The organism is Rhodococcus sp. 05-2254-6 (genome assembly GCF_002258565.1).
Taxonomy (GTDB): domain Bacteria; phylum Actinomycetota; class Actinomycetes; order Mycobacteriales; family Mycobacteriaceae; genus Rhodococcoides.
On sequence record NZ_NOZF01000181.1, the window covers coordinates 43,808 to 70,568 of the forward strand.

Sequence of the window (26,761 nt, forward strand, 5' to 3'; positions counted from 1 at the left end):
CTCGCCAGTAAGATGAAACTCCACCAGGGCCTTTTTCGACGATGTTTGGAGACGTCAGTGACAAGCAAGCAGCTACGACCGGTCGCAATCGTCGGTGGCAACCGCATTCCTTTCGCGCGCTCGGACAAGAAGTACGCGCTGGCGTCCAACCAGGACATGCTCACCGCGACCATCGACGGGCTGGTCTCGCGATTCGGTCTGCAGGGCGAGCGCCTCGGTCTCGTCGCCGCCGGTGCCGTGCTCAAGCATTCACGCGATTTCAACCTCACTCGCGAGGTCGTCCTCGGTAGCGCGCTGAGCCCGTACACCCCGGCCTTCGACATCCAGCAGGCCTGCGGCACCGGCCTTCAGTCGATCATCGCCGTCGGCGACGCCATCGCGTCGGGTCGCATCGATGCCGGTATCGGCGGCGGTGTCGACACCACCTCCGACGCTCCGATCGGCGTCAACGACGAACTGCGCGAGTTCCTGCTCTCCCTGAACCGGGCCAAGAGCACCACCGACCGCATCAAGCTTCTCGGCAACGTCCGTCCCGGCATGCTCGGCATCGAGATCCCGCGCAACGGTGAGCCACGTACCGGCCTGTCGATGGGTGACCACGCCGCCATCACCGCCAAGGAATTCGGCGTCCGCCGCGAGGACCAGGACGAACTGGCCGCAGCGAGCCACAAGAACATGGCTGCCGCCTACGACCGCGGCTTCTTCGACGATCTGGTGACGCCGTTCCTCGGCCTGACCCGAGACGACAACCTGCGTCCGGGATCGACCGTGGAGAAGCTCGCGACGCTCAAGCCGGTCTTCGGAACCAAGCTGGGCGACGCCACCATGACGGCCGGAAACTCCACGCCGCTGACCGACGGTGCGTCGGCTGCCCTGCTGTCGAGTGACGAATGGGCCGCCGAGCGCAACCTGCCGGTGCTCGCGCATCTGGTCGATTCCGAAACCGCCGCAGTCGATTACGTCCATGGCAACGAATCGTTCAAGGACGGCCTGCTGATGGCTCCGACCTACGCGATTCCTCGTCTGCTCGCGCGCAACGGCCTGACGCTGCAGGATTTCGACTACTACGAGATCCACGAGGCGTTCGCTTCGGTGGTGCTCGCAACTCTGCAGGCTTTCGAGAGCGACGAGTACTGCAAGGAGCGGCTCGGCCTCGACAGCGCGCTCGGTTCCATCGATCGCAGCAAGCTCAACGTCAACGGCTCCTCGCTCGCCGCGGGTCACCCGTTCGCCGCGACCGGCGGACGCATCGTGGCCTCGCTGGCGAAGATGTTGGCCGAGAAGGGCTCGGGCCGTGGCCTGATCTCGATCTGCGCGGCCGGTGGCCAGGGCGTCACCGCGATCATCGAGCGCTGATCACTGCAGCCTCGGCTGCTCACGAATCGGGGGACACAGGGTCGGCGGATCCGGTAATCGAGGGGTTTTCGGATCTGCCGACCACGACATGAAAAAGGGGCACGCATACGCGTGCCCCTTTCTCGTGTGATCAGCCGGGTATGCCGCTTTCCGGCGGGGTCGATTCTTCGCCGGTGTATTCCTCCACAGCCGAATCGCCGATGTCCGTCTGCAGTACCGGAGTCAGGTACTCGGGCACTCCGCCGCGGATCTGGAAGACACTGGCACCGGAGATACCGAGGTGACTGTCTTCCGAGTACCGGAACGGAGCCAGTTGCGGTCCCTCGAAGTCCATTCCGCCGTCCTGGATGGCTGCGACGATGCCCTCACGGGTGGGATTCTCGCCTGCCGCCTCGAGTGCCTGCACGAAGGCGTAGGCCTGGCTCAGACCGTAGATCCGGTAGTTCGTCAGTGGATCACCGGTTCCGTTCTCCGCCCACACCTTCTGCCACAGTTGGGTCCACGGGTTCTCCGGAGAGTCGACGCCCGGGATGTACTCCAGCGAGATCATTCCTTCGAGCGACTGTGCGCCGTCGGTGACCGCACCCTGCGAAAAGCGGCCGAGCAGTGAGCCGACGAGGTCGACGTCGGAACCGATCGAGCTGTAGAACCACTCGGGGTCGTAGTTGAGCCGCATGGCGGTCAGCTGGCTCAGCGCGGTGTACGAGGGCACGTTGAAGCCGAGGATCAGATCGGCTCCGGCACCTTGCAGGGCCGCGATCTGAGGTGCGACATCGGTGTTGCCCGAGGTGTAGCGCACGACCTCGACGATCTGGTCGTCGAGATACTGGCGAACCGCTTCCTCACTGTCTCGGCCGAGGTCGTCGTCCTGGAGGAACAGTCCGACCTTGGCGTCGGGCCGGTTCTTGGTCACCCAGTCGCCGATGATCTTGCCCTCGACCTGGTAGTCGGGCTGCCAGCCGAACGTGTTGGGGTACTTCTCTGGATCGTTGCCCCACATGATCGCGCCGGAGGAGACGAACAGGTCCGGCACACCCTCCTCGTTGAGGAAGTCGATGACAGCGCTGTGGGTCGCGGTGCCGAGTCCGCCGACGACGGCGAACACCTCGTCCTGCAGGACGAGTTCGTTGACGACCTGGGTGGTGGTGGTCGGATCGTACGAATCGTCTCGAACCACGTACTCGATCTGCCTGCCGTTGATGCCGCCCGCGGCATTGACGTAATCGAAGTAAGCCTGTGCGCCCGTGGGGATTTCGCTGTAGCCGGGAGCCGCGACCCCGGTCAACGGGAAGTGGGCACCGATCTTGACCGACGTGTCGGTGATGCCGACCGTCGATCCTTCCGAGGACTCCGTCGCCTCGTCTCGGCCACCTGCACCGCACGCCGCGGCCAACGAGACGACGGCGACGAGCGCGGTCGTTCTGAACGCCACCGATCCGAACTTTTTCATTTCATTCCTTTTCTGGTTGTACGTAACTTGCGATACGTGCCCACCAAACCCAGTGGGGCGAACAGGATGACGAGGACGGTGAAGATTCCGGTCACCAGTGGTGCGAGTTCGGCCGATTGCAGACTGCTCAGCCCCAGATCGAGTCCGAGGTTGGTCACCACCGGCGGGATGTAGGTCAGCAGAACGGCCCCGATCAATGCGCCGGACAGGGTTCCCAGTCCACCGATGACGACGGCGGAGAGCAGGGTCAGCGAGAGGGTGAGGGTGAAGCCGCTCGGTGCCGCGATTCGGGCCGACATCGCCAGCACTGCACCGCCCGCGCCGGCACAGGCCGCACTGACCACGAATGCGAGGATGCGTGCGCGGCCCAGGTCGATACCGGACAACTCGGCGGCGACCTCGTCGTCTCGGACGGCCCGCCAGCGACGTCCGATGCGGCTCGACGAGATGTTGGCCAACAGGAAGAACACCAGCACGAGCAGTATCCAGCTGACGTACGCGACGAATTTCGTTCCGCTGAGCTCGTTTCCGGTGACGAAGAACATCATGTCGTCGATCAGCTCCGGCACTTTCGGTGCCGGGACGACGAGGCCTTGTTCGCCGCCGAGGTAGTCCGAGAAGTACAGGGCCAGGCCCGGTACGGCGACGGCGAGCGCCAGCGTCGCGCCGGCCAGGTACGGCCCGTGCAGTCGGGCGGCGGCCACTCCGACCACGATGCCCACCACTGCCGAGATCACGGTGGCGGCAAGCAGGACGAGGGGTACCGACCATCCCGAATCGTTGGCGCGCAACATCAATGCTGCGGTGTACGCACCGACCGCCATGAACGCGCCGTGCCCCAGGGACAGCTGGCCGCTCAACCCGGTCAGCACCGTCAGTCCGCCGGCAGCGATCGCCAGGTAGGCGACGGACGTGAGTTGGCTCTGACGGAAGGTGCTCAGAGATTCGAGGGCGAGCACGATGACGACGAGTCCGATGACAGCGCCCAGGAAGTGGCGTCGAACCGGTGTTGCGGTGAGGCGAGTGAGAGTCGCGTTCATGTCATACCCTCCTGGCCGCGGAGCCGGCGAAGAGCCCGCTCGGTCGCAGCAGAAGCACGACGATCAGGATCACCAATGCCGCGCTGGAGACCAGATCCTGACCGAGATAGCCGCTGACGAAACTGAGCCCGATGCCCATCAAAAGTCCGCCGACCACTGCGCCTGCCGGGCTGTCCAGTCCGCCGAGAACTGCTGCGACGAAACCGAATACGACGATCGAGTCCATGTAGCCCGGATGTACCAGCGAGCCACCTGCAATGAGCAGCCCCGCCAGCGAACCGACCACTGCGGCCAGAGCCCATCCGAGAGTGAGCATTCGGCTCACGCGGACTCCGAGGAGTTTCGCGACCTCCTGCTCGAAGGCGCTCGCGCGCATCTTCAGTCCCAGATCGGTGAACCGGAAGAGCAGGATCAGCAGTCCCAGGACCAGGAGGACGGCGATGATCTTGAAGATGTCGTAGCCGGTCAACGCCACGTTCATGTCGCCGATCCGCTGCCCGGTGAGGCCGAACGGTGCGGGGAAGGAACGGAATTGGTTGCCGAAGATGATGGCGGCCACGGCGTGGATGATGATGAACAACCCGAGCGTGAGAATGACCGGGTTGATGTGCGACGAGCTGTCGACGAACCGGATGACGAGTCGCTCCGTCAAGGCTCCCAGGAGCAGGCCGCACAGCAGCGCGACTGCGAATCCGATCCAGTAGGAGTAGCCGGCGTCGATGACGACCAGTGCGACGTAGGTGGTGATCATGGCCATCGGGGCCTGGGCGAAGTTGACGATGCGGGTCGATCTCCAGATGAGGACGAGGGCGAGCGCGAACGCGGCGTAGATCATGCCTGTCGTCACGCCGTTGATGAGGATGGTGAGCAGTTGTTGCACTGTGGCAGGCGTCCTTTCGGCTCTAGAACCCGAGGTAGGCGTGTCGGAGGGCGTCGTCCCCGGCCAAGGTGTCGGCGGGACCTTCCACCGCGACCTTGCCCAGATCCAGGACGACGGCGTGTTCGGCGATCGACAGCGCGCTGCGAGCGTTCTGTTCGACGAGAACGACGGTCATCGACTCGGAGTCGACGAGCCCGCGCAACGTCTCGAATATCTGTGCGGCGACTTTGGGTGCGAGTCCGAGAGAGGGCTCGTCGAGCAGAAGCACCGACGGTGTCGCCATCAGTGCTCGGCCGATCACCAGCATCTGCCGCTCTCCGCCGGACAGGGTGTGTGCGGAGGACGTTCGACGGCCGGTCAGGGGCGGAAACATTTCGTAGATGCGGTCGAGGGTGACGGCGTCGTGACTTCGGTTGCGTCCCATCGCACCGAGTCGAAGATTCTCGTCGACGGTCAACTCGGCTATGACGCCACGTCCCTCGGGAACGTGCGCAAGACCTTTGCGGGACATGCGATCCGGTGCCACGCCGACGATGTCGGCCCCGGCGAGTTCGATCCTCCCCGATACCGGTTTCAGCAATCCCGAGATGGTTCGCAGCAAAGTCGTCTTTCCTGCTCCGTTCGCGCCGAGTACGGCGGTGACAGCTCCGGCCGCGACGGTCATCGACACCGAGTCGAGGGCGGTGACCGGGCCGTAGCGAACGGTCAGATCGGTGATTTTCAGGTGTGCCGCGTCAGTCTTCATGTGCCACTTCGTTTCCGAGATATGCCGCCAGTACGGCAGGGTCCTCGCGGATCTGATCGGGCGTTCCCTGTGCGATGACCTTGCCGAAATCCAGCACGTAGATTCGGTCGCACACACTCATCACGAGATCCATGTGGTGTTCGACGAGCATCACCGATGTTGCGGGTCGTTCCGGTTCGGAATCGGTGGGTGCCGTTGCGAGCGATCGGATCTCGTCGCCGAGCTCGCTCATTTCGTCACTGGACAGACCCGAGGCGGGTTCGTCCAGCAGGAGCAATGTCGGTGCGCTCACCAGGGCGCGTGCGAGCGCAACGCGTTTGCGCACCGCGTACGGCAGGCTCGGTGGCAATCGGTGCGCATAGCCGTCGATGCGCAGGCGTTCGAGAGTGGCCATCGCGGTGGAACGGACGGCGGCATCGTCGGAGGCGCTCGACGGTAGGCCGAGGAGGCCGGCGAGGATCCCGGTGTGCGCTGTCCGGTCGGCACCGACCATGACGTTGTCCAGCACGGTCATCCGATCGAACAGCCCGAGTCCCTGGAGAGTTCGGCTCATGCCGAGCCGGGGAAGGTCGTGCGGTCGTAGCCGGGTCAACGGTTCGCCGAGTCGTCCGAGTGTTCCCGATCGGGGACGAACGAGTCCGCACGCGACGTTGAACAGAGTCGTCTTGCCCGCACCGTTGGGCCCGATGACGCCGAGAACTTCGCCGGGTCGCACCTCGAGACTGACTCCGGACAGCGCGACGATGCCGCCGAAGGCCACCTCGATGTCCGCCATGGTGAGGACCGGGTCCTTCGTTCGAAGAGAGTTCAAGTGATCCACCTCACAATCTGTTGCGTTCACTATGGTGCGTTTCGCACAACGGGCGATATGGGCGCTGCGCACAGAATGTTTGGGTCCCTGGGCACCAGTAACGGTCAAATCGACCTGTCATGTGGGCTCAGTGCGCAAAACTGTTCAGGTGGGTGCTCCCGATGGTCGACGCGCATCGGCGCGTTCGGCTGCCCGCGGAGCGGTGACTGACTCCGACCAGGAGAAAATTCGGAGTGCGTGGGCCGCGTTGACTCCACGGGCCGACGCGATCGCCGACTCCATCACGCTGGCGCTGATCGAGCAGGAGCCCGCCTACCTGGCCAGTTCCACTCCGGACATCGCCGGCGAGATCAGGCGCAGTACCCGTGAGCACATCAATCAGGGCCTTCGCACGTTGTCGGGGCTACGTACCGCGAACGACAACACCCGCGAGGTATGGCGTCGTACCGGCAGGGAGCGTGCACGCCAGGGCATTCCGATGGAGTTGGTACTCAAGGCGTACACGCTCGGGAGTCGGACGCTGTGGGAGGAGTTGATGCTCGAGCGCGAGCAGCGTCGAACCAGGATCGACGAGCATCTGCTTCTGGTGGCCGGTCAACAGTTGTGGCGTGCGCTCGACAGTCAGTACGAGACTCTCGTCGAGGCATACCGCCAGGAAAGCGCTCGAATGCAGCAGCGGGATATCGCCAACGTTCTGGTGATACTCGACGGCCTCCGATCGGGGCGAGGTGGCGATCCGGCATTCGTCATGGAAGCTCGTGCCACTCTTGGCCTTTCGGCATCGCAACAAATTGCGTGTGTGGTCGGACCGCTGGACGATCAAGGGTCGCCGCCGCTCCCGGCACCCGAGGACGCGTTGGATCAGATCGGTGCGGTCTCGCATTGGAACACCAGGGACGGCCACCAGTTCGCGCTCGTCGCACTCGGAACCGGATCGTGGAACTCCGTCGTCGACGCGCTCGCTGCTCGGGCCGTCGGGCCGGTGGGGGTCGCGCATTCTCCGGAGGGTCTGTCGTCGTTCGCGGCGGCGTACCGCCTTGCGGCATTGACAGCCGAGACCATCACCGAGGACAGCGGCGTTGCCTTGGCGACGGACCGACTGCCCCGCGTGATCATGGCGGCCGACGACCAGTCGTCGGAGTTGCTGGTTCGCCACGCTCTCGGAAAGTTGTGGACGCACCCGGAGCCGCATCGAGGAACGCTGCTCGACACCCTCGCGCACATGCTCGCGTCGGACGGCTCGCCCACCAACGCCGCCAAGGCGCTCTACTGCCACCGAAACACCGTGATCTACCGGGTTCACCGGATCGAGGAGTTGACCGGGCACGATCTGACCGATCCGCGAGATCGGCTCTTGCTCACCCTCGCGCTGGTCAGGACGGGACATTGGGCCCGAGCCGTCGGGCAAGGGGACAGTTCGACGACCCGTGGATCATTCAACCGAATGAATTGACGAGACAATTTCGCAGTCGTTGTAACGAGGTGGCACAGCCTGCATATATTCCAGTTGGCTCCGTGCTGCTGCCTGACCCCCGACCCGGCAGCAGCGCGGAGCCTTTGTCGTTCCTGCGCCGATGGTCTCCGAGTGAGCGTCACCGTTCGGTTTGCGTAAGCTCGTGCCGGGGGTACGCCGTGCAGAAGGGCGGAACGAACAACCAACGGTGGTCCTGGAAGGGTCGAACGTGAGCGAGGGCAACAGTAGGTCGGGTGACGCACCCAATGGTGCCGAACCGAAACCCGACGTACCGCCGTACGACGCTCCCACCGAGGTCTTCGGTGCGATCGGCGACGAGGCGGCCGGTCCCGAACATGCATCCGACGCCGAGCAGATCCCGGAAACGGAGCGCGAGCAGGCATCCGAGGCCGCTGCGACCGAGTTGGACGACACGGAATCCGCTGTCGCAGACCCGGCCGTCGACGATGTCGAGACCACCGAAACCGCCGCCGCTGAGGCTGGGGACGCGAAGCCCGATGCGGTCCCGGCCCCTCCACCGCCGCCCGCAGCCGACGAATCGCCGACGATCGCGCAACCCGTTGTTCCCGCAGAGGCCGATGTTCCTGCTGAGACCGTTGCTCCTGCGCAGACCGTTGTTTCTCCCCAGGCCGAGTCGCCGGTCCAGCCACCGGTGATTCCGCCGGAGGACGGAGCGCCGCAGGCCGCCGACGGGTCCGGGTTCGTGCCGCCGTGGCGGAAGATCGCGATCGGGACCGGCGCGGTGGTTGCGGTTCTCACGCTGCTGTATGCGGCGGATTGGATCACCTCCAGCGACCGAGTACCCCGTGGTGTGACCGTCGCCGGGATCGAGGTCGGCGGCAAGAGCCACTCCGACGCCGAAGAACTCCTGCGCTCGGAGCTCGGTGCGCGCGCCGAGCAGCCCGTATCGGTCGACGTCGGCGACCGACAGGTCGAGGTACTGCCTGCCGCTGCCGGTCTCGGTGTGGACTGGAACGCCACGCTCGACCGCGCCGGATCGCAACCGATCAACCCGATCACTCGACTGACATCGTTCTTCGGCAGCCGCGAGATCGGCGTCGTGTCGACCACGGACGAGCAAGCGCTCACCGCTGCCGTCGATGGCCTGCGGGTCGAAACCGACCGCGACCCCGTCGAAGGCGACGTCGTGTTCGACGGCAGCACACCGATTGCCGTCGCGCCGTTGGCCGGTCGGATACTCGACGCCGACGGGACGCGTCGCAACCTGCAGACCGAATGGGCCTCGGGCGCAACGGAAGCGGTGTACGAGTCCACTCCCGTCACGGTGACCCAGGAAGCCGTCGACCAGGCGCTGGAGAACATCGCCGCACCTGCGGTGGAGGCACCGGTGATTGTCGCCGGTCGCGAGAACGTCGACGCGACGCTGCCGACGGATCGGGTGGGCGAGGTTCTCCGCTTCGACCCCGACGGCCAGGGCGGACTGACCCCGATCTACGACACCGACGTCGCCACAGGCATTCTCGCGCCGCAACTCGTGCGCACCGAGGTACCGCCGAGGGACGCGTCGTTCACCTTCTCCGGCGGTGCACCGACCGTCGTCCCCGGAGAGATGGGCGAGCTGGTCGAGTGGCGCAAGACCCTCGAGCAGTTGCCTGCCCTGCTGTCCGCTGACGGACCCCGCACCACCGAGGCGATCTACGAGCCGGCCCCGCCCGCTCTCACCACCGAAGCCGCGCAGAATCTCGGTGTGCGAGAAGTGATTGCCGAGTACACCACCGGCGGATTCGAGTACGCGTCGGGCGTCAATATCGGGCTGACGGCGCAGATCGTGAACGGTGCGCTCGTGAAGCCGAAAGAAACGTTCTCGCTCAACGAGTACACCGGTCCGCGAGGTACCGCGCAGGGCTTCGTCGAGTCGGGGATCATCGACAACGGTCGACCCGATCGCGCCGTCGGCGGCGGCATCAGCCAGTTCGCGACGACGCTCTACAACGCGTCCTACTTCGCCGGTATGGAAGACACCGACCACACCGAGCACAGCTACTACATCAGCCGATACCCCGAGGCGCGCGAAGCGACGGTCTTCGAAGGTGCCATCGACCTGAAGTTCACCAACCCGAACGACACCGGTGTGGTCATCCAATCGTTCGCCGATTCGTCCAGCGTCACCGTCCGACTGTGGGGAACCAAGACGGTCGACGTCGAATCGATCACCGGTTCGCGAACCAACTTCACCTCACCCGACACGGTGACACTGCCCGCAGGCGCAGGCTGCGTCGCGTCCGGTGGAGGCCAAGGATTCACCGCCAGTGACACCAGGGTGATCAGCGATGCCGCGTCGGGCAGGGAAATTTCGCGGAACACCCGAACGGTGAAATACGACCCGATCCCCATCGTTCGATGCGTTCAGCCCGATCGCCCGGCACCCGCGGCGGACCCGGCTCCGGAACCGGAAGAAGACGAGTGATGCTGCAACCGCGAGAGGGTCATTCGAATCACGTCGATTCGGACTGTGGCGTTGCCGCCCGATCGGGTGTTTGCTTGCAGTGGGTGTTCGCTCGTCGGAACTGTGCCCACGCGGGGTTGCATCACAAGATCGAAAGGGAGCTTCGTCCATGACGCTCACACGTACCGTCCTCGATCAGCAGACGCTTCGTGAGGCGTACGCGCAGTTCCCGAGCGGAGTGGTCGCGATCGCCGCGAAGATAGACGGCGTCCTGGTGGGCTTGGCGGCCAGCAGCTTCGTATCGGTGTCCATCGACCCGCCCCTCGTCGCGGTGTGCATCCAGAACACGTCGACGACATGGCCGAAACTCGAGTTGGCACCCAACATCGGCGTCAGCGTTCTCGGTGAGGCACACAACGACGCCGTCCGTACCCTGGCAGCCAAGACCGGTGACCGATTCGCCGGCCTCGACCTCACCGTCACCGACGCGGGAGCAGCCTTCATCGTGGGGGCCACCGCATGGCTCGACACCACCATCGAGCAGCAAATCCCCGCGGGCGACCACGCAATAGTGTTGCTGCGCATACATTCCCTGGACGTCCAGAGTGAAGTGAACCCAATCGTGTTCCACGGCAGCAAATTCCGCAAACTGCAGCAGTAGCGGCTGTTCCCTGTTCGGCTCCCCAGGTCCCCCCGCCTCCCCAGGTCCTCTCGGCTCCCTAGGTCCCCCGCCTCCCCAGTCTTCGCAAAAGCGCGCGCGTTTGTTGAATGCGCGCGAATTGGTGGCCCGATCGGGGGCAATTCTGCGCGCACCTGACGGCTGCGCGCGCATTTGTGGGGTCCGGCGTTGGTTTCGCCCTTCGACGCTTCGTCGGGTCGGCCCGCGTGACGATGCACCGTCGGCCTGTTCCCCGTTTCCCGTGTTCCTGTGTTCCCTGTTCCCGTTCGCCTGCTTTGGTTCCCCAGTCTTCGCAAAAGCGCGCGCGTTTGTTGAATGCGCGCGAAATGATGGCCTGATCGGGGCAATTCTGCGCGCACCTGACGGCTGCGCGCGCGTTTGCGGCTCCGACGCCGCAGCGAACTGGTACCCCCGTACCTGTATTCATCCACAGGTCCGAAGTTGTACACAGGCAGGTACTTTCGTCCTCGGATCGGTGCGCGCATGGTCGAGACTCGAAGGATGAGGGATGACCGAATGGTGCGACGCTCGGAGGCTCTTGCCGATGGCAATGCCGATCACGAGCTGCGAGCAATGTACGAACGCGGGGGCTGGGAGCGTTTGGTGAACGGAGTCTACGTTCCGACGTCGAGGCTGGCCGGCCTTTCGGGGCAGGAGCGGCATCGGTTGTTGATCGACGCCGTATTTCCGATGATTGCGGACGGCAGCACGGTGAGTCACCGTTCGGCGGCGCTACTGCACGAATTACCCTTGCCCACGGGCGGGTTCGACAAAGTTCACGTCACCCGACGCCGCCGCGGCGGAGGTCGAGCGAATGCAGCGGTGATCGTGCACTGTGCGCCGTGGGTACCCAGCACCACCGTCGACGGAATTCCCGTGACCTCATTGGCGCGGACGGTTGTCGACCTTGCCCGTACCGAGCCGCTTCTGTCGGCGGTGATCGCAGGTGACTCAGCTCTGAAGCGCTGCGATCCGAAGGAGCTTGAGTCGGAGTTGCAGCGTGCTCGGGGATGGAAAGGTGTGGCGCAGGCGCGACGGGCTGTGTCCCTCATGGACGGGCGGAGCGAAAACCCCGGCGAGACTCAGAGTCGAGTCATTCTGCGTCAGAACGGATTCGACGTGGAATCGCAGGTGGAGATCCTGGATCCGGACGGGCTGACGGTGGCGCGGATCGATTGGCTGGTCAATGGCGTCGTGGTGTGCGAGTTCGATGGTAAAGCCAAGTACACCAAGTACCTACGGCAGGATGAGCACCCCGGCGACGTGGTGTTCAGAGAGAAGGTGCGGGAGGACGCGGTGCGCGATCTCGGCTATCCCGTCGTGCGCTGGACGTGGGCAGATTTGGCGAATCCGGCGGAGCTGGCGGCGCGCGTGGCCCGAGCTGTGGAGCGGGCTGCTGCCCTGCCTCCACCACGAGGGGCGGTGCGGAGTACCTCGTGCGGCCCGCAAATGCGCGCGCATTCGCCGAATGCACTCGAAATTGCCTGAGTATTCGGCAGAATTCGCGCGCATCTGACAAACGCGCGCGCTTTTGCGGCGGCTGGGGGTTTGCAACCCCGCTCATCTGACAAACGCGCGCGCTTTTGCGGCGGCTGGGGGCTCGCACCCCCGCCTCCCGATCAAACGCGCGCGCTTTTGCGGCAAACCCGGGCCCCGCCGCGACACCACCGCCCCGGCGTACATATGACAACGGCCGCACTCGAGAACGAGTGCGGCCGCCGAAGAGTTCAGGGAATCAGAATGCTGCTTCGTCCAGTTCCATGATGTCGTTGTCGATGTTGGTGAGGATGGCGCGGGTCGCCGTGAGCTGCGGCAGGATGTTCTTGGCGAAGAACGAGGCCACTGCGATCTTGCCCTCGTAGAACGCCTTCTCCTTGCCCTCTGCGCCGTTGTCGAGTGCAGCGATGGCGATTTCGGACTGACGCAGCAGCAGCCAGCCGATGAGCAGGTCTCCGAAGCCCATGAGGAAGCGCACCGATGCCAAGCCGACCTTGTACAGCTCGGTGGGCTGGTCCTGTGCACCCATGAGGTGCTGGGTCATCGAGGTGACGATGGCCTGCACGTCTTCGAGTGCGGTGGCGAGCAGTGCGCGCTCGGCCTTGAGTCGACCGTTTCCTGCTTCGCTGTCGATGAACGACTTGATCTGTCCGGCAACGTGAGCCAGTGCTACGCCGCGGTCGCGGGCGATCTTGCGGAAGAAGAAGTCCTGCGCCTGGATGGCGGTGGTTCCTTCGTACAGCGAGTCGATCTTGGCGTCGCGGATGTACTGCTCGAGGGGGTAGTCCTGCAGGAATCCGGAGCCGCCGAGGGTCTGCAGGGATTCCGCGAGTACCTGGTAGGCAATTTCGGAGCCGACGCCCTTGACGATGGGCAGCAGGAGGTCGTTGACGCGGTATGCGATGTCGGCGTCTGCGTCCGAGACCTGCTTGGCGGTGACCGGATCCTGGTGTGCGGCGGTGTAGAGGTACACCGCACGCAGGCCTTCCGAGTACGCTTTCTGCATCATGAGGCTGCGGCGCACGTCGGGGTGGTGGGTGATGGTGACGCGGGGAGCGGTCTTGTCGGTCATCTGCGTCAGGTCTGCGCCCTGGACGCGCTCCTTGGCGTACTCGAGTGCGTTGAGGTAGCCGGTGGAGAGGGTGCCGATTGCCTTGGTGCCGACCATCATTCGAGCGTGCTCGATGACGTCGAACATCTGCGCGATGCCCTTGTGGACCTCGCCGACGAGCCAGCCCTTGGCGGGAATGCCGTTGCCACCGAAGGTGAGTTCACAGGTGGCGGAGGCCTTGAGGCCCATCTTGTGCTCTACGCCGGTGACGAAGGCTCCGTTGCGCTCGCCCAGTTCGCCCTTCTCGAAGTCGAAGAGGATGGACGGCACGAAGAACAGGCTCAGGCCCTTGGTTCCGGGTCCGGCACCTTCGGGGCGGGCGAGTACGAGGTGGAAGATGTTCTCGAAGAGGTCGTCGGACACTGCCGAGGTGATGAAGCGCTTGACGCCTTCGATGTGCCACGAGCCGTCGTCCTGCTTGATCGCCTTGGTGCGACCTGCTCCGACGTCGGATCCGGCGTCGGGCTCGGTCAGGACCATCGTGGCACCCCAGCCGCGCTCGACGGCCACCTTGGCCCATTCCTTCTGCTCGTCGGTTCCGTTGTGGTACAAGATGTTTGCGAATCCAGGGCCTGCGGAGTACATGAACGCGGCCGGCTGCGATCCGAGGAGCATCTCGTTGATGCCCCAGAGCAGGTTGCGAGGTGCTGCCATGCCACCGACTTCCTCGTCGAGGCCGACGCGCCACCACTCGCCGTCGTAGAGCGCCTTGAACGACTTCTTGAAGGAGTCGGGCAGCTTCAGGCTGTGGGTTTCGGGATCGAAGACGGGCGGGTTGCGGTCGGCGTCCGCGAAGGACTCGGCCAGCGGTCCCTCGGCAAGGCGTACGACCTCGCGCAGCATGTCGCGGGCTACTTCACCGTCCATGTCGCCGAAGTTGTCGCCTTCGAGTGTCTCGTCGAGTCCGAAAAGCTCGAAGAGGTTGAACTCGAGATCCCGGAGGTTGCTCTTGTAATGGCCCATTGCTCGTTCGCTCTCCAGTCGGTGGTGCGGTCTCGTGAGTACCGCCCAAGTTAGCTACTCGTCGGTAACTTAACGGATATTACCCCCGATCCGGTTCGCTGCCAAGGGGAGGCCTACTCGCCAGTAGCAATGCGTCGATCGCTGTGCCGCCGGTCACGTCGCGATAGCGGTTTTCGGCAGTGAGGATGGTCAGTCCAGTACCGATGTCCGACGCCAAATCCTCTGGCGTGTAGAGGATCTCGGCTTCCTGTGGACCACCGACGCCGGAGTCGATGTTCGCGGAGTGGTGTCCGAGAATCATGAGGATTCCATCAGGTTTCAGCGCGGAAACGGCGACCGAAACGGCCTTCTGCCGTTCGTTCGGGGGCAAGTGGAGATAGAACATGAGAACCAGGTCATAGTTCGGTTCTGTTGACAACTGCGTCACATCGGCGTGGACCCAGGTCAGTCGCTCGCGCACCGACCTGGGTGCCGAAGACGCCACGTCGTTCGCCCTCGTCAGCGCCACCGAGGAGAAATCGACGGCGTCGACGGTCCAGCCGCGGGTTGCCAACCAGATCGCGTTGCGACCCTGGCCGGACGCGAGATCCAGTGCGCGACCTCGCTCGAGCGTCGTCGCGACTTCGACGAGCGTCGCGTTCGGTGCCTCGCCGTAGACGAGTTCTCGGCCTTCGTACTTGCGATCCCAGTCTGCGGCGTCCACCTTCGGAAGCCTAGTGGCGGTTCCTACAGCGTCGCGCGCAGCAGCAGCACGTTGTAGTTCTGGTAGACCGTCGCCAGGAAATACAGGTCGCGGCCGGTCGAGTAGGGATGGATGTACGGCGCGTAGATGGAGCTGACCTCGCGGGTGTCGACCAGAACCTCCGGTGGGCTCCATGGCCCGACGGGTGACGGCGAGCGTCGCAGGACGATCGAGTTGGCGTTGTCGGTCGTCATCATCAGGTACTGACCGAGGGCTGCCTTGTACGCGACGGAGAGTTCACCGACGCCGCCGACGATGGGTGCGGCCGCGGCCGGGTCGCCCTTCTTCCAGTCCTGGCCGGTCCAGTACTCGTATTCGCCGAGTCGGGCGATGTCCTGTTCCTTGACGCGAGCGACGTGGCCGAGGTTGAAGCGGCCGGGCGGGGTGCCGTACTGGTAGACGTAGCCGCCGTCCTTCAGGTAGGCGCTCTGCTGGAAGTTGCGGTCGCCGCCGACGCTGGGCCGTTGGGTGTCCGGTAGCGCTGCCCAGTTCTCCCCGTTGTCGTTCGACACGGCCAGGCCGGAGAAGTTGGTCTCCCAGGTTCCCGGCGGTCCCCAGTTCTTCACGGACATCAGGTTGAGGTATTGACTGTCGCCGACGGCCACGCCTGCCGTCGGGATTCGGCTGATCTCGACGAACGGGATCTTGGGGCTGGGGACGACCTCTTTGGTCTGGCCGATCGGGTCGAGTACGACGCTGTCGAAGTTCATGCCGTCGGCGAGGTTGCGGTCGTTGCTCCGTACGATGGCGTTGCTGCGCCACGACCACAGGCTGCCCTGCAGCAGGTTGGGTATGCCGAGGCCGGCGGTATCGCCGAATGCCGTCAGCACCTCGCCGCGGCCGTTGTCCCACATGATGCCGAGATCGGTGCCGATCATGTTGACGTTCTGCGTGTTGTTGGGACTCGAGATACCGGTCACCTGAGCGACGGCTTGTGCGCGACCCTGAAGCTGCGGCAGCCCGAACGTGCCGTTGAGTCCGGCAATGGGATTGACCGCATTGGGATTTGCGAGGGCGTTGGGCCCGGTGACCAGCAGCGACGTGGCTACGGCCATGGTGGCAACGGTCAAGACTCTGGAACCCACGCGACGCACGACGATCTCCCCCAATTCGATTTCACTCCCCGGCAACCGACGAGAACCATATCAGCGGTTTGTTCGAGGCGGAATAAACCGAGCGATCCGCTGTTTCTGGGAGTCGGGCGAATGCACCTCGGTGTCGTAATCTGGACAGCGTGAGTGATCTGCCCGATTCCCGGCTGGCGAGGGATTTGTCCGTCAGTGCAATGCGATTGAATCGGAGACTCCGACTGCGCCATTCCAGCGACAGATTGCCCGTCGCTCAGCTGTCGATTCTGACGACGTTGCTTCGTGAGGGTCCGATGACGACGGGGGAGTTGGCGGCGCGTGAGCGGATCAAGCCGCCGTCGGTGTCCAGGTCGTCGCACGCCTTGGTCGAGTTGGGTTTGATGAACCGGGAGCCGCATCCGACGGACGGCAGGCAGGTGGTTCTTCTGCTGACCGATGCGGGCACGGCGACTGCACGGCAGGAGGTTGCAGCTCGGGAAATCGCGCTGGCGGAACAATTGGACGAATTGACGCCGCAGCAGCGCCAGACGCTGGCAGCAGCGGCTCGTATTCTCACCGAGATCGTCGAGCGGGTCGACTGAGCGCAGTCAGTTCTCGTGGTGAAGTTCGTGCTCGAGAGCCTCGACGTCCCACTCGATCGTCGACCCCAATTCCTCGGAGTCACCCCGGCGCGCGACGCGGCCGAGGACGGTGGCGACGACTGTCGCGAACACCATCCAGACGGCTACGCCTATCAACAACCCGGTCATGTCACACTTTCTAGCACCTGTGTCTGTGAAATAGCCGTGAAACGGTGGTTCGGCTTTGTTGCGATTCGATATTGGTCGCGTGCGGTCCGGCAATTCGGGCAGATCGAAGGTGCTGTTCCACAACGGATGTGGAGATTGCGGCCTCGATGCGGCATTTCGGTCGAAACAGACCTGACGGAACGGACCGAGGCCACTTTCAATTACCGACTTTTCCGACGGCAATATGGAACCGACTGTTCGGTGCGCACAATTGCGCCACCGCTTCGAGATCGGACTCGAAATCGACATCGCGCAATTCCGGGAGCATCGTGATCGACGCCCCGGCCGCGGTCAAGGCATCGAGTGTGTCGGAGCCCGTCGACGGGGCGGACATGGGCACGTCGAGCAAGAACCGAGCGAGCTCGGGGTTGCGAAGGCCGAGCGCCCACCAGCCGCCGTCCTCGGCGAATCCGAGTACGTCACTGTTGCCGAGTTGCGCGGCCGCGTCGGACAGCAAGTGCGCCGTGACCTGAGGGGTGTCCATGCCGATCTGCAGTACGGAACCGGTGGTGGCCGCGTCGGCGTGGGCATTGGCCAGTCGTTCGCCCAGCCCGTCGCCGCGCTGCGCTACGACCGTGAACGACGCCAGCGCGCGGGTCAGTTCGTCGACGCGGGCCGCGTCGGCGAGATTGCCGGTGAGGGCCACGACACGGCGGTCGACGTCGGCGGCCGAGACGGCGTCGAGGGTGTCGAGCAGCGAGGCCGCGGCCAGTTCGGCTGCGGCGGCGTCGCCGATCGTGGCGGCGAGGCGTGTCTTGGCCAGCCCGGGTACGGGGGCTTTGGCGACGACGAGAGCGGTGACGGTCACGAGAGCACCTTCCAGAAATCCCGCACGGCGACGATGGTTCCCTTCACCGATCCCGAGACCTTCGACGTTCCGGCTGTCCGTGGTCGGTAGACCACGTCGTGTTCGACGACGGTCCAGCCGGCTTCGGCCGCCAGTACCAGCAGCTGCAGTGGATAGCCCGAGCGGCGGTCGGTGACGCCGAGGTCGAGCAGTGCCTGACGGCGTACCGCGCGGATGGCTCCGAGGTCGTGCACGGGCAGCTTGTACTTGGTGCGAAGTCGAAGTGAGAGAACGGCATTGCCGATCCTGGCGTGCAGGGGTGAGCTTCCCTTCGCCGGTCGACGGCGACCGACGGCGAGGTCCGCATGGTCGAGGGCCGACACGAGGGTCGGCAGGTCGCATGGATCCATCGAGCCGTCTCCGTCGAGGACGCAGACGATGTCGGTGTCGGCTGCCACGACGCCTGCGTGCACTGCTGCGCCGTAGCCGGGCACGGTTTCGGAGATCACCGTGGCTCCGTGGGCTGCGGCGACGGCGGCGGTGGCGTCGGTGGAGTTGTTGTCCACCACGATCGTGGAGTAGCCCGCCGGTACCGAATCGAGTACTGCCGGAAGCGATTCGGCCTCGTTCATGCAGGGGATGACGACGGTCACCGATTTCTGTTCAGACACGGGGTGGTCCCGTGCCCTCGGCGTCGCGCAACGGTGCGTCGGCGAATGCGGTGAGACCGTCCCTCGGCATGATCCTCGCGCGGAATCCCAGGGTCTGTTCGGCCAGTCGGGAACTGGCGACGATGTGCCGTACATCGCCGGCTCGGTAGCGTCCGGTGATCTCGGGTGTAGGCCCGCCGCGTGCTTCGGCGAGGATCGTGGCGACCTCACCGATGGTGATCGGTTGTCCCGAGCAGACGTTGAGGGCGGTGAAGCCCTCGGTCTCTGCGTCGATCGACGCGATGTTGGCCGCTGCGACGTCGTGAACGTGCACGAAATCGCGGGCCTGCTTGCCGTCCTCGTACACGGTCGGGGCCTGGCCGAGTTCCAGCGACGAGCGGAACATCGCTGCCACACCGGAATACGGGGTGTTGCGGGGCATGTTCGGTCCGTAGACGTTGTGGTAACGCAGTGCGATCACCGAGCCGCCCGTCGATACCGCCCACGCGGAGGCGTAGTTCTCCTGTGCCAGTTTGCTCGCCGCGTAGATGCTCCTCGGTTCGAGTAACGAATCCTCCTCCACCAGAAGCCAATCGAGAGGCTCACCGGACCTCGGATCGCGATTGTCGAACAAGCCGGCATCGAGATCGGCGCGGGTGCGGGGCGGCGGAACTACGGTCTCGCCCGATGAATTGAGATAGCGCCCTTCGCCGTAGACGACCATCGACGAGGCGAGAACCAGCCGCGAACAGCCCGCCTCGTACATCGCGGCGAGCAGAACTGCCGTCCCGTAGTCGTTGTGGCTGGCGTAGGCGGGGGCATCCGCGGCATCGACGCCGGCTCCGACGACGGCGGCCTGGTGACACACGACATCCACCCCGCGCAATGCGTCGACGAGCGAGTCCTTGTCGCGCACATCGAGATCGATGATTCCGTCGGCGCGCGCTCCTGGGCCGTGAGCCGATTCCAGCATGGCGTCGACGGCAACGATCTCGTGGCCGGAGGCGGCTGCCGCATCGCGAATGTGGCCGCCGATGAATCCGGCTGCGCCGGTGAGCAGTACCCGGGTCATGGCAGCTCGATCGGCAGCGTGAGGCCGGTGTGCACCCGACAGGTCGGGCAGTCGCCGGTGGGAGCGTCGGAGATGGCCGAGCGCACCAGTGCCTTGAGTGGCTCGATGTTCTTCTGGAACTCGGCGAACACGTCCACCGCCTTGACGCCCTGACCGGACTCGATGCCGGCGTCGAGGTCGGTCACCAATGCGATCGGTGCGTAGCAGAGTTCGAGTTCGCGAGCCAGAACGGCCTCGGGGTGGCCGGTCATGTTCACCAGCGTCCAACCCTGGCGCGCGAACCACTGGCTCTCGGCACGAGTGGAGAACCGAGGACCCTCGACGACGACCATGACGCCGCCGTCGATCGCCGAGTCCTGGACCGCGGACTTCCGGAGCGTCGGGCAGTACGGGTCTGCGAATTCGACGTGAATCCCGCCCTCGTCGAAGTAGGTCTGTGCTCTCCCGGACGTTCGGTCGACCAGTTGATCGGGAATCACGACGGTGCCCGGGCCGTACTCGGACACCAGGGATCCGACCGCGCACGGGGCGAACACTCGGCTCACCCCGAGCATCCGCAGCGCCCACATGTTGGCGCGGTACGGCAACGTGTGCGGTGAGTACTCGTGATTGCGGCCGTGTCGGGGCAGAAACGCCACTCGCCGACCTTCCACCTCGCCCAACGTGATCGGGGCGCTCGGAGCGCCGTAGGGGGTGTCGAGCACTACCTCCTGGGCGTCGGCTCCGAAGAACGAATAGAAGCCGCTGCCGCCGATGACGGCTATCTCGGCCCGCCCCGTCGCGTCGTTGTCCATCTGCTCATCCTCCATCACCGTCGGTCGATATGCTGGTCCGAAGTCGTGTTCGCCTTCAAGTCCGCAGGGAGAAAAGACTATCCGTTACTGGAGAGAAGCCGTCGCAGGCACGTTGGCCGTCGTGCTCGTCGTGGTCGCATTCGTCGTTCCGTACCTGGGAAACGAACTCGTCACCCCCATCATCAACAGAACTCCGCAGCAGGTACGTGACTTCGCCGATGCGGCGCCGCTGTTCGGCTTCCGCGAGATTCACGTGGGATGGGGAACTCCTGTCGCCGTTCTGATCGCCGTCGCCACCGTGCTGTGGGGGCCGACGGTCGCACGCCGACTGTCGTGGACGCGACTGTTGTTCGTGGTGTGGGGCGCGTCGGCGGCCTGGACGATGTCGCTGGCGATGGTGGACGGTTGGAAGCGCGGCTTCGTGAACCGGCTGGCATCGACGGACGAGTACCTGCACGAAGTGCCCGGCATCACCGACATTCCCGCCACGCTCCGCGGATTCTCCGAACGCATTCTGGACTACCAGGCCGATTCGTGGACGACGCATGTGTCGGGTCATCCCCCCGGCGCACTGCTCACTTTCGTGTGGCTCGATCGTCTCGGCCTCGGCGGAGGAGCCTGGGCGGCGACACTCTGTGTGCTGGTCGGCACGAGTGCCGCTGTGGCGCTGGTTCTCACGCTCCGGGTGCTCGGCGACGAGAACATCGCGCGGCGGGCAGCACCGTTCGTGGCCATCGCCCCGGCCGCGATTTGGATCGCCGTTTCCGCCGATGCGTTCTACGCCGGTGTCGCCGCGTGGGGAATTGCGCTGCTGGCGATCTCGACGAAGCGCTACCTGTGGCCCGCGTCGATCGGTGCGGGAGTGTTGCTCGGTTTCGGCGTCTACCTCAACTACGGGTTGGTGTTGATGGGCCTGCCTGCGATCGCGGTGCTGATCGCCGGGCGAAGGATTCTGCCGTTCCTCGGCGCGCTGATCGGTGCGCTGATCGTTGCCGGGATCTTCACCGCGTACGGATTCTGGTGGTACGACGGTTACTTGCTGGTGCAGGAGCGCTACTACCAGGGCATCGCGAAGGACCGGCCGTTCGAGTACTGGGGCTGGGCGAACTTCGCGGCGCTGTTCTGTGCGTTGGGTGTGGCTGTGCCCGCGGCGTTCCCGCGGATACTCACTCGGCTGGAGCCGATCAACCTGTTGGTGATCTCGGCGATCGCGGCAGTGGTCATGGCGGATCTGAGTCAGTTGAGCAAAGCGGAGACCGAGAGGATCTGGTTGCCCTTCGCGATGTGGATGCTGATCGCGCCTGCTGTGTTGCCGATCCGGACGCATCGTTTCTGGTTGGCGCTGCAGGTGATCGGCGCGTTGGCGATCAATCATCTACTGTTCACGAATTGGTGAACGGGGCCAACGTCATCTGAGCGAACCAACGCCCGTGGATCGGTGCCACGTCCACCACTCGCAGGCCTGCGGCACCGGCGAGATCTGCGGTGGCGTCGGCGCTGACACTGGACCAGGCGAACCAGTCGCCGACCATGGTGTCGGTTTCCCATCGAACGGTGCGGTGGCGAATTCCCGTGTCGCTCGGCGCATCCACTTCGGCGATGACGGCTCCGTGGGGGGCGAGCAGGTCGGCGGCCCGGCGAAGCAGACGCACCGGGTCTCCGCCGATGCCGATGTTTCCGTCCGCGAGGAGGACACACGACCAGTTGCCGGTGTCGGGCAGTGGCTCGAAGAGGTCGCGGAGAACGGCGTTGCCGCCGCGTCCGATGGTCAGATCGACGGCGGCTCGGGAGGTGTCGACACCGAGTGCCGAAACGCCGCGTCGAGCAAGCGCTTCGGTGAGTCGACCCGGACCGCAGCCGAGATCGATCGTGGGGCCGGTACAGCGGCTGAGCATCGCGTGATCCGCGCGGCGATCCTCGGCCGACGAGGCGCTGCCACCCATCCAACGCTCGGTGGGAAGCTGCTGCCTGCTGCCGTCGGAATCGCCTATCCAGCAGGGTAGTCCGGCTGCTGCGCGGTTGAAGAGTGTATCGGCGGTGACGCTCATGCTCGGCTCCGTACGAGGGTCCATCGGGTGAAGTAGGCGGCTGCGCTCACGGTGAACAACACGGCGGTCAGTGCGAGCCAACGTCCGAGAAAGGGTTCCTGGGTCAAACCGGTTGCGGCTCGGTACGATTGCGCGCCCTGAGAGAGAATGCCGGGAAAGAACATCAGGAAGGTCAGGGCGGCTCCGAGTGCGGGAACTCGAACGAAGTTCACCGGCGACACGGCCAGGCGGTGACGCGGAATGCCGGTGAGCAGCCGATCGGCCAGTGAGTAGAGCGGGAAGAGTACGGCGTCGTGCAGCAGTACCGATCCGAAGAACCACACGAGAACGGATTTCCACCACACGTCGTTGTTCCACAGAGCCTGCGGCCCCATGAGTGCCACGACGTAGCCGACCAGCGCGAACGAGAGCAGCAGACCGACCGCGTGTAGCGGGTGTCCACCGTAGATCTTCGTGAAGGCTCTCATTCGAGGTTCCTGACCGTGCGATGCAAACACTCGTGCGCGAGCGCCGCCGTTTTCACGGCGACAACTCGCGCACGGGCGTTCAGGAGACTGTGATTAAGCGGTGTTGATCGTGATGGTCGCAACGCCCACGAGCAGTCCCGGGGTCACAGCATCGGTGTTGAAGGTGCTGTTGAGCAGTCCGGCAGCGGTCTCCGAGATCTTCACCTCGGTGCCCTGCAGGATCGCGGTGTTGTCCGGTCCGGTAGCGAGCGGCTGCAGGGTGCGGCCGTCGAGATCGAACAGAACTGCGTCTGCGGCAGCTTCCTCGCCGTTGACCATGACGTCACCGGTGAGAAGCGAAGTGCCCGGATCGATGTCGAAGTTGATGAGCTCGACGACGGTCTCGCCGGCGGTCAGCGACAGGCCGCTGCCGTCGTGCATGATCTCGCCCTGGACGTAGGGGTCGACGGTGCCGGGCTCCCAGTACTTGACGTCTCCGCCGGTGATCGGGAAGCGGATGGATCCGTCTGCGAGAGTAGCGGTTCCGACGACGCCGGGCGTGAGGCCCAGGGTGGTCAGCGCGCCGGTGAAGCCGGGATCCAATGCAACTGCGGTGTCGACACCGGTGAGGCTGTCGACCTCGGCTGCGGGCTCGGGCTCGCTCTCGGTGGTTTCCATGGCCGACGCTGCCGAGGAGGTGGCGTTGTCGACGGTGTCGGACGCCTCGTCGCTGGAGCATGCGGCAAGCGGGACGATGGTGAGTGCACCGATTGCGGTGGCGGCCAAAGCTTTACGAACAGTGAACATGTCGGTCAACCTTCCGTGCTCGTCTCTCGAGCGTTGTGGGTCATTCGGCGCTGCTTGCCGAGCGGATGGGTTCCATCTCGATCCCTTGCAAGGGAGCGTGTCCACCTGTTACCCGACAAACCGGACTGTCAAACCGGAATTTTTCCGAAGGTTCACTCGGGATCAACGAAGGATCAGGTCCGCAGCTCGTTCGCCGATCACCACCGACGGCGCGTGAGTGTGTCCGCGGATGATGCTGGGCATGATCGACGCGTCGGCGACGCGAAGGCGATCGACGCCCCGCACTCGCAGCTCGGGATCGACGACACTGGCGGGGTCGTTGCCCATACGCGCAGTGCCCACGGGGTGGTACAGCGTGTGCGCATTCTGTTCGAGGGCCTCGGTGAGCAGGTCCGCCGGGGAGATGTTCGACGCCACCCTGGGGCGTACGACGTCGCCGAGCAGTCCCTTCAACGACGGGGTTTCGGAGATGGCGACGCAGGCGCGCAGGCCTTCGATCATCGCTTTGCGGTCCAGTCCGTCGGGGTCGCTGAGGTAGCGGGGTTCGACGATGGGCTTGGCCGACGGGTCGGCCGATCGGAGGGTGATCTCGCCGCGGCTCTCGGGTTTGACGAGTACCGCGCCGATGACGGCGGCGTGCGAGTCCTGGCCGACGAGTCCCTCGTCGAAGAACGGTGCCGGTCCGAAGATGAGTTCGAGGTCGGGCAGGGCCAGGTCCTCGCGGCTCTTGATGAATCCGTACGCCTCGGCGACGTTGGAGGTGAGCATCCCGCGTCGGCGCGCGAGGTAGTTGACCAACTCGGGGATCTTCTCGGCGTGGAAGAGGGAGTCTCTTTCGGTTTTCCAGCCGACGAGGGCGGCCAGGTGGTCGAGGAGGTTCTGCCCGACGCCGGGCGCGTGGTGTTGGACGGCGATGCCGTGGGACTTCAGCTGTTCCTGGTCTCCGATGCCCGAGAGCATCATTAGTTGCGGGGTGTTGATGGCTCCGCCGGAGAGGATCACCTCTTTGCGTGCGCGCACGGTGTGTGTCTGCCCGCCGGAGGCGTATTCGACTCCCACCGCCGCGCTGCCCTCGAAGAGCACACGGGTGGCGTGTGCCTCGGTGAGGATGGTCAGGTTCTTGCGCTTCTTCGCCGGTCTCAGGTAGGCATCGGCGGTGCTCCACCGTGCTCCGCGCTTCTGGTTGACCATCGTGCGGGTGAAGCCCTTGGGCTCGGGCAGGTTCGCGGTTTCCAGCGGATAGCCTGCTTCTTCGACGCCGTCGAGGAACGACGACGTCAGATCGCGGGGGCTGCGCTGGTGGGAGACGATGAGGGGGCCGTCGGTGCCGGCGTCGACTGCCGTTGTGCCCTCGATGTTCTCGATCCTGCGAAAGTATCCGACGAGGTTTCGGAAAGACCACGAGTCGTCGGACACCGCTGCCCACTCGTCGTAGTCGGCGGCGAATCCGCGCACCCACATCATCGCGTTCATCGACGACGAACCGCCGAGCATCTTGCCGCGCGGCCAATAGATGCTGCGATCACGCAGTTCCGGTTGCGGTTCGGTCAAGTAGTCCCAATCGACCTCGCTGCGAAAGAGTTTGGAGAACGCAGCGGGAATGTGGGCGAACTTGTTCTTGTCCTCGGGGCCGGCCTCGAGGAGAACCACCTCGTTGCGTGGGTCTGCGCTGAGGCGATTGGCCACCACCGCGCCTGCCGAACCTGCGCCCACCACGATGTAGTCGGCCGTCGTGCGCTGAGAGCTCATGATTGTCCTTCGGTCGTCGACGGTGGGTTCTACCCGCGCAGGGCGGAGGCGAAGATTGCCGGCAGCTTGGACCAGGACGGTGCTCCCGCGAATGCGGTGAGCAGCTTGCCCGTCGATGCTGCGGTCTTGTTGGTGACGAACCACGGTGGCTTCGGGGAGATGGAGAGTTCGCCGTTGATCAGCGAGCGCGGCATCGGCCGGAAGGGCCCGCGCACCACTGTTCGCTCGGCTCCGTCGATCAGTAAGGCGTTGTGCACGATGCCGATTCCGCTCTGGACGTCGTCGACGGTGTGGCCGGGGAATGCGCCCCAGGTGGCTGCTGCGGTGAGGAATCCGATGGCCGTCCAGGCGTTGACGGCGATGGTGCCGTAGCGCAGGTCGGCGAGCATGGTGTCGAATTTCTCCCCGAGTCCCTTGATGGTGCCGGGGGTGCCGATGATGTTGATGCCGAGGGTGCCGGTGAATTCCTCGTTCGCGGCCTGAACCGCCTTGGCTGCGAATGCTGCTCCGCTGTAGGGCAATTCGATGATGCCCATGACCGGTGCGAAATACTCGGTCTGCAGCAGCGGTGCGTATTCACCGGGGTTCAGGTCGGTGATGAGCACGCGGCCACCGCGCTCGCCGAGGCGCTCGGCGGACGGGTAGGTGGCGGTGGCGTCGGACACTCGCTTGTCGCTGCCGGGGTAGTACGGCGCACGGGCGGGCGCGCGGTCCAGCGCGGCGCGCAGGGCGGCGACGAACTGGTCGCGCTGCTTCCATTCCGAGGACAGCACGACGACCTGCGAAGCGACACAGTTGTATCCGCTGTTGTGCAGGCGTTGGGTGGCGATGTGCTCGGCCTGGAATTCGATGTCGGCACGGCTCCACTCTCCGGGCAGAACGATGGTGGGCGAGACGCCACCGAGTTCGCTGGAGATCTCCTTGGTGAGGATCGGGTCGTTGGCCGCCTTGCGGGCAGCGCCGTCCGGGCCCGGACCGAAGACGATCGCGTCGTGCGTGATGGCGCTGCCGGTCATGTGGACGTGGTCGACACGATCGTGCTGGACCAGGTAGGTGCCCACGTCGGCTCCGCCGGTGAGCAGGCGCAATGCACCGATGTCGACGAGCGGCGCGAGGACTTTCTCGAACACCGGCAACAGCGGATCCATGATCGGGTTGAGCTTGAGTGCGACGACTCGATTGAACGCGATCAGTTCGTACAGCGCGTCCAGCGGCGCGATCGAGGTGATGTTGCCTGCGCCGAGTACCACTCCGATGCCCGCGGTGCGGGTGGGATCGAGCTGGGCGAGGCCTGCGGTCCGCTGTGCGGTTGCACGGTCGATTCCGGGCTTCAGCCATACCTCGGCGGTGAACCCGTTGAGCAGGAGGCGCTCGAAG

Annotated in this window: 25 protein-coding genes; 7 read left to right on the plus strand and 18 right to left on the minus strand. The window is 64.9% G+C overall.

Translation table 11 applies throughout. From position 1 onward, the window contains the following. Positions 1–12: 12 nt before the first annotated feature. Positions 13–1,356, plus strand: a complete 1,344-nt coding sequence (locus tag CH256_RS24850) for an acetyl-CoA C-acetyltransferase (protein WP_094671040.1) — start codon at positions 13–15, stop codon at positions 1,354–1,356. 130 nt (positions 1,357–1,486) lie between these two features. Here CH256_RS24850 and CH256_RS24855 read toward each other — a convergent pair whose 3' ends face one another. The 5 genes from CH256_RS24855 to CH256_RS24875 are packed head-to-tail and all read right to left on the minus strand — an operon-like array spanning position 1,487 to position 6,282. Beyond that, positions 1,487–2,806, minus strand: coding sequence for an ABC transporter substrate-binding protein (locus tag CH256_RS24855; RefSeq protein ID WP_094639204.1), 1,320 nt, complete (start codon positions 2,804–2,806; stop codon positions 1,487–1,489). Continuing rightward, entirely contained in the window at positions 2,803–3,846 is a 1,044-nt protein-coding gene (locus CH256_RS24860; RefSeq protein ID WP_068049160.1) for a branched-chain amino acid ABC transporter permease, read from the minus strand. The genes CH256_RS24855 and CH256_RS24860 overlap by 4 nt, the downstream gene beginning before the upstream one ends. 1 nt (position 3,847) lies before the next feature. Then, the gene (locus tag CH256_RS24865) at positions 3,848–4,726 is read right to left on the minus strand and encodes a branched-chain amino acid ABC transporter permease (protein WP_094671042.1); all 879 of its coding nucleotides are present in this window, start codon (positions 4,724–4,726) and stop codon (positions 3,848–3,850) included. A gap of 22 nt (positions 4,727–4,748) precedes the next feature. Continuing rightward, positions 4,749–5,471, minus strand: coding sequence for an ABC transporter ATP-binding protein (locus tag CH256_RS24870; protein WP_094671044.1), 723 nt, complete (start codon positions 5,469–5,471; stop codon positions 4,749–4,751). After that, positions 5,461–6,282 carry an ABC transporter ATP-binding protein gene (locus tag CH256_RS24875; RefSeq protein WP_256989537.1) on the minus strand — a complete coding sequence of 274 codons (822 nt, stop codon included), beginning with the start codon at positions 6,280–6,282 and terminating at the stop codon, positions 5,461–5,463. Before CH256_RS24875 ends, CH256_RS24870 begins: the two co-directional genes overlap by 11 nt. A gap of 202 nt (positions 6,283–6,484) precedes the next feature. Here CH256_RS24875 and CH256_RS24880 point away from each other — a divergent pair, with 202 nt between their 5' ends. From CH256_RS24880 to CH256_RS24895, 4 genes are all read left to right on the plus strand, one after another. Continuing rightward, positions 6,485–7,735, plus strand: a complete 1,251-nt coding sequence (locus CH256_RS24880) for a PucR family transcriptional regulator (RefSeq protein WP_256989538.1) — start codon at positions 6,485–6,487, stop codon at positions 7,733–7,735. A 229-nt stretch (positions 7,736–7,964) separates the two neighbouring features. Then, on the plus strand, positions 7,965–10,184 hold the full coding sequence (locus tag CH256_RS24885; protein WP_256989539.1) for a VanW family protein: 2,220 nt from the start codon (positions 7,965–7,967) through the stop codon (positions 10,182–10,184). Positions 10,185–10,332: 148 nt separating this feature from the next. Beyond that, on the plus strand, positions 10,333–10,824 hold the full coding sequence (locus CH256_RS24890) for a flavin reductase family protein (RefSeq protein ID WP_094671048.1): 492 nt from the start codon (positions 10,333–10,335) through the stop codon (positions 10,822–10,824). A gap of 519 nt (positions 10,825–11,343) precedes the next feature. Then, positions 11,344–12,330 (plus strand): hypothetical protein, encoded by a 987-nt coding sequence (locus CH256_RS24895; protein WP_143536670.1) that lies wholly within the window; start codon positions 11,344–11,346, stop codon positions 12,328–12,330. A 247-nt stretch (positions 12,331–12,577) separates the two neighbouring features. On the opposite strand, the gene CH256_RS24900 is transcribed toward CH256_RS24895, so the two are convergent. The 3 genes from CH256_RS24900 to CH256_RS24910 form a co-directional block, all read right to left on the minus strand. Further along, positions 12,578–14,413 (minus strand): acyl-CoA dehydrogenase, encoded by a 1,836-nt coding sequence (locus tag CH256_RS24900; RefSeq protein WP_068049178.1) that lies wholly within the window; start codon positions 14,411–14,413, stop codon positions 12,578–12,580. 79 nt (positions 14,414–14,492) lie between these two features. Next, positions 14,493–15,116: a class I SAM-dependent methyltransferase gene (locus CH256_RS24905; RefSeq protein ID WP_068049181.1), complete on the minus strand. Its 624-nt coding sequence runs from the start codon at positions 15,114–15,116 to the stop codon at positions 14,493–14,495. Positions 15,117–15,139: 23 nt separating this feature from the next. Next, positions 15,140–16,210 carry a DUF4185 domain-containing protein gene (locus CH256_RS24910; protein WP_094671066.1) on the minus strand — a complete coding sequence of 357 codons (1,071 nt, stop codon included), beginning with the start codon at positions 16,208–16,210 and terminating at the stop codon, positions 15,140–15,142. A gap of 179 nt (positions 16,211–16,389) precedes the next feature. Between CH256_RS24910 and CH256_RS24915 the strand changes: the two genes are divergently transcribed. After that, positions 16,390–16,824 carry a MarR family winged helix-turn-helix transcriptional regulator gene (locus CH256_RS24915; protein WP_094671052.1) on the plus strand — a complete coding sequence of 145 codons (435 nt, stop codon included), beginning with the start codon at positions 16,390–16,392 and terminating at the stop codon, positions 16,822–16,824. Positions 16,825–16,830: 6 nt separating this feature from the next. Here the strand turns inward: CH256_RS24915 and CH256_RS28230 are convergent, their stop codons facing one another. The 5 genes from CH256_RS28230 to CH256_RS24940 form a co-directional block, all read right to left on the minus strand. Next, a complete protein-coding gene (locus tag CH256_RS28230; RefSeq protein WP_176460173.1) occupies positions 16,831–16,992 on the minus strand; it encodes a hypothetical protein in 162 nt (53 codons plus the stop codon). Between the two features lie 196 nt (positions 16,993–17,188). Beyond that, positions 17,189–17,839, minus strand: coding sequence for a TIGR04282 family arsenosugar biosynthesis glycosyltransferase (locus CH256_RS24925; RefSeq protein ID WP_068049191.1), 651 nt, complete (start codon positions 17,837–17,839; stop codon positions 17,189–17,191). Further along, the gene (locus CH256_RS24930) at positions 17,836–18,489 is read right to left on the minus strand and encodes a glycosyltransferase (protein WP_094671054.1); all 654 of its coding nucleotides are present in this window, start codon (positions 18,487–18,489) and stop codon (positions 17,836–17,838) included. The genes CH256_RS24925 and CH256_RS24930 overlap by 4 nt, the downstream gene beginning before the upstream one ends. Beyond that, on the minus strand, positions 18,482–19,540 hold the full coding sequence (locus CH256_RS24935) for an NAD-dependent epimerase/dehydratase family protein (RefSeq protein ID WP_068049194.1): 1,059 nt from the start codon (positions 19,538–19,540) through the stop codon (positions 18,482–18,484). The genes CH256_RS24930 and CH256_RS24935 overlap by 8 nt, the downstream gene beginning before the upstream one ends. Further along, positions 19,537–20,334 (minus strand): S-methyl-5'-thioadenosine phosphorylase, encoded by a 798-nt coding sequence (locus CH256_RS24940; RefSeq protein WP_094640604.1) that lies wholly within the window; start codon positions 20,332–20,334, stop codon positions 19,537–19,539. The genes CH256_RS24935 and CH256_RS24940 overlap by 4 nt, the downstream gene beginning before the upstream one ends. Positions 20,335–20,446: 112 nt before the next feature. On the opposite strand from CH256_RS24940, the gene CH256_RS24945 reads away from it, so the two are divergent. Next, positions 20,447–21,730: a hypothetical protein gene (locus CH256_RS24945; RefSeq protein WP_255183106.1), complete on the plus strand. Its 1,284-nt coding sequence runs from the start codon at positions 20,447–20,449 to the stop codon at positions 21,728–21,730. Here the strand turns inward: CH256_RS24945 and CH256_RS24950 are convergent. The 5 genes from CH256_RS24950 to CH256_RS24970 all read right to left on the minus strand — a co-directional run. Next, entirely contained in the window at positions 21,717–22,382 is a 666-nt protein-coding gene (locus CH256_RS24950) for a methyltransferase domain-containing protein (RefSeq protein WP_094640605.1), read from the minus strand. The two genes, CH256_RS24945 and CH256_RS24950, sit on opposite strands and share 14 nt — an antisense overlap. After that, positions 22,379–22,849 (minus strand): hypothetical protein, encoded by a 471-nt coding sequence (locus tag CH256_RS24955; protein WP_094640606.1) that lies wholly within the window; start codon positions 22,847–22,849, stop codon positions 22,379–22,381. The genes CH256_RS24950 and CH256_RS24955 overlap by 4 nt, the downstream gene beginning before the upstream one ends. Before the next feature lie 93 nt (positions 22,850–22,942). Then, complete coding sequence (locus CH256_RS24960) at positions 22,943–23,635, minus strand: hypothetical protein (RefSeq protein ID WP_094640843.1); 693 nt, start codon at positions 23,633–23,635, stop codon at positions 22,943–22,945. Between the two features lie 162 nt (positions 23,636–23,797). Then, positions 23,798–25,384, minus strand: coding sequence for a GMC family oxidoreductase (locus CH256_RS24965; RefSeq protein WP_094671056.1), 1,587 nt, complete (start codon positions 25,382–25,384; stop codon positions 23,798–23,800). Positions 25,385–25,413: 29 nt separating this feature from the next. Beyond that, positions 25,414–26,761: aldehyde dehydrogenase family protein (locus tag CH256_RS24970; protein ID WP_094671058.1), on the minus strand; the 1,348-nt coding region annotated here is incomplete at its 5' end.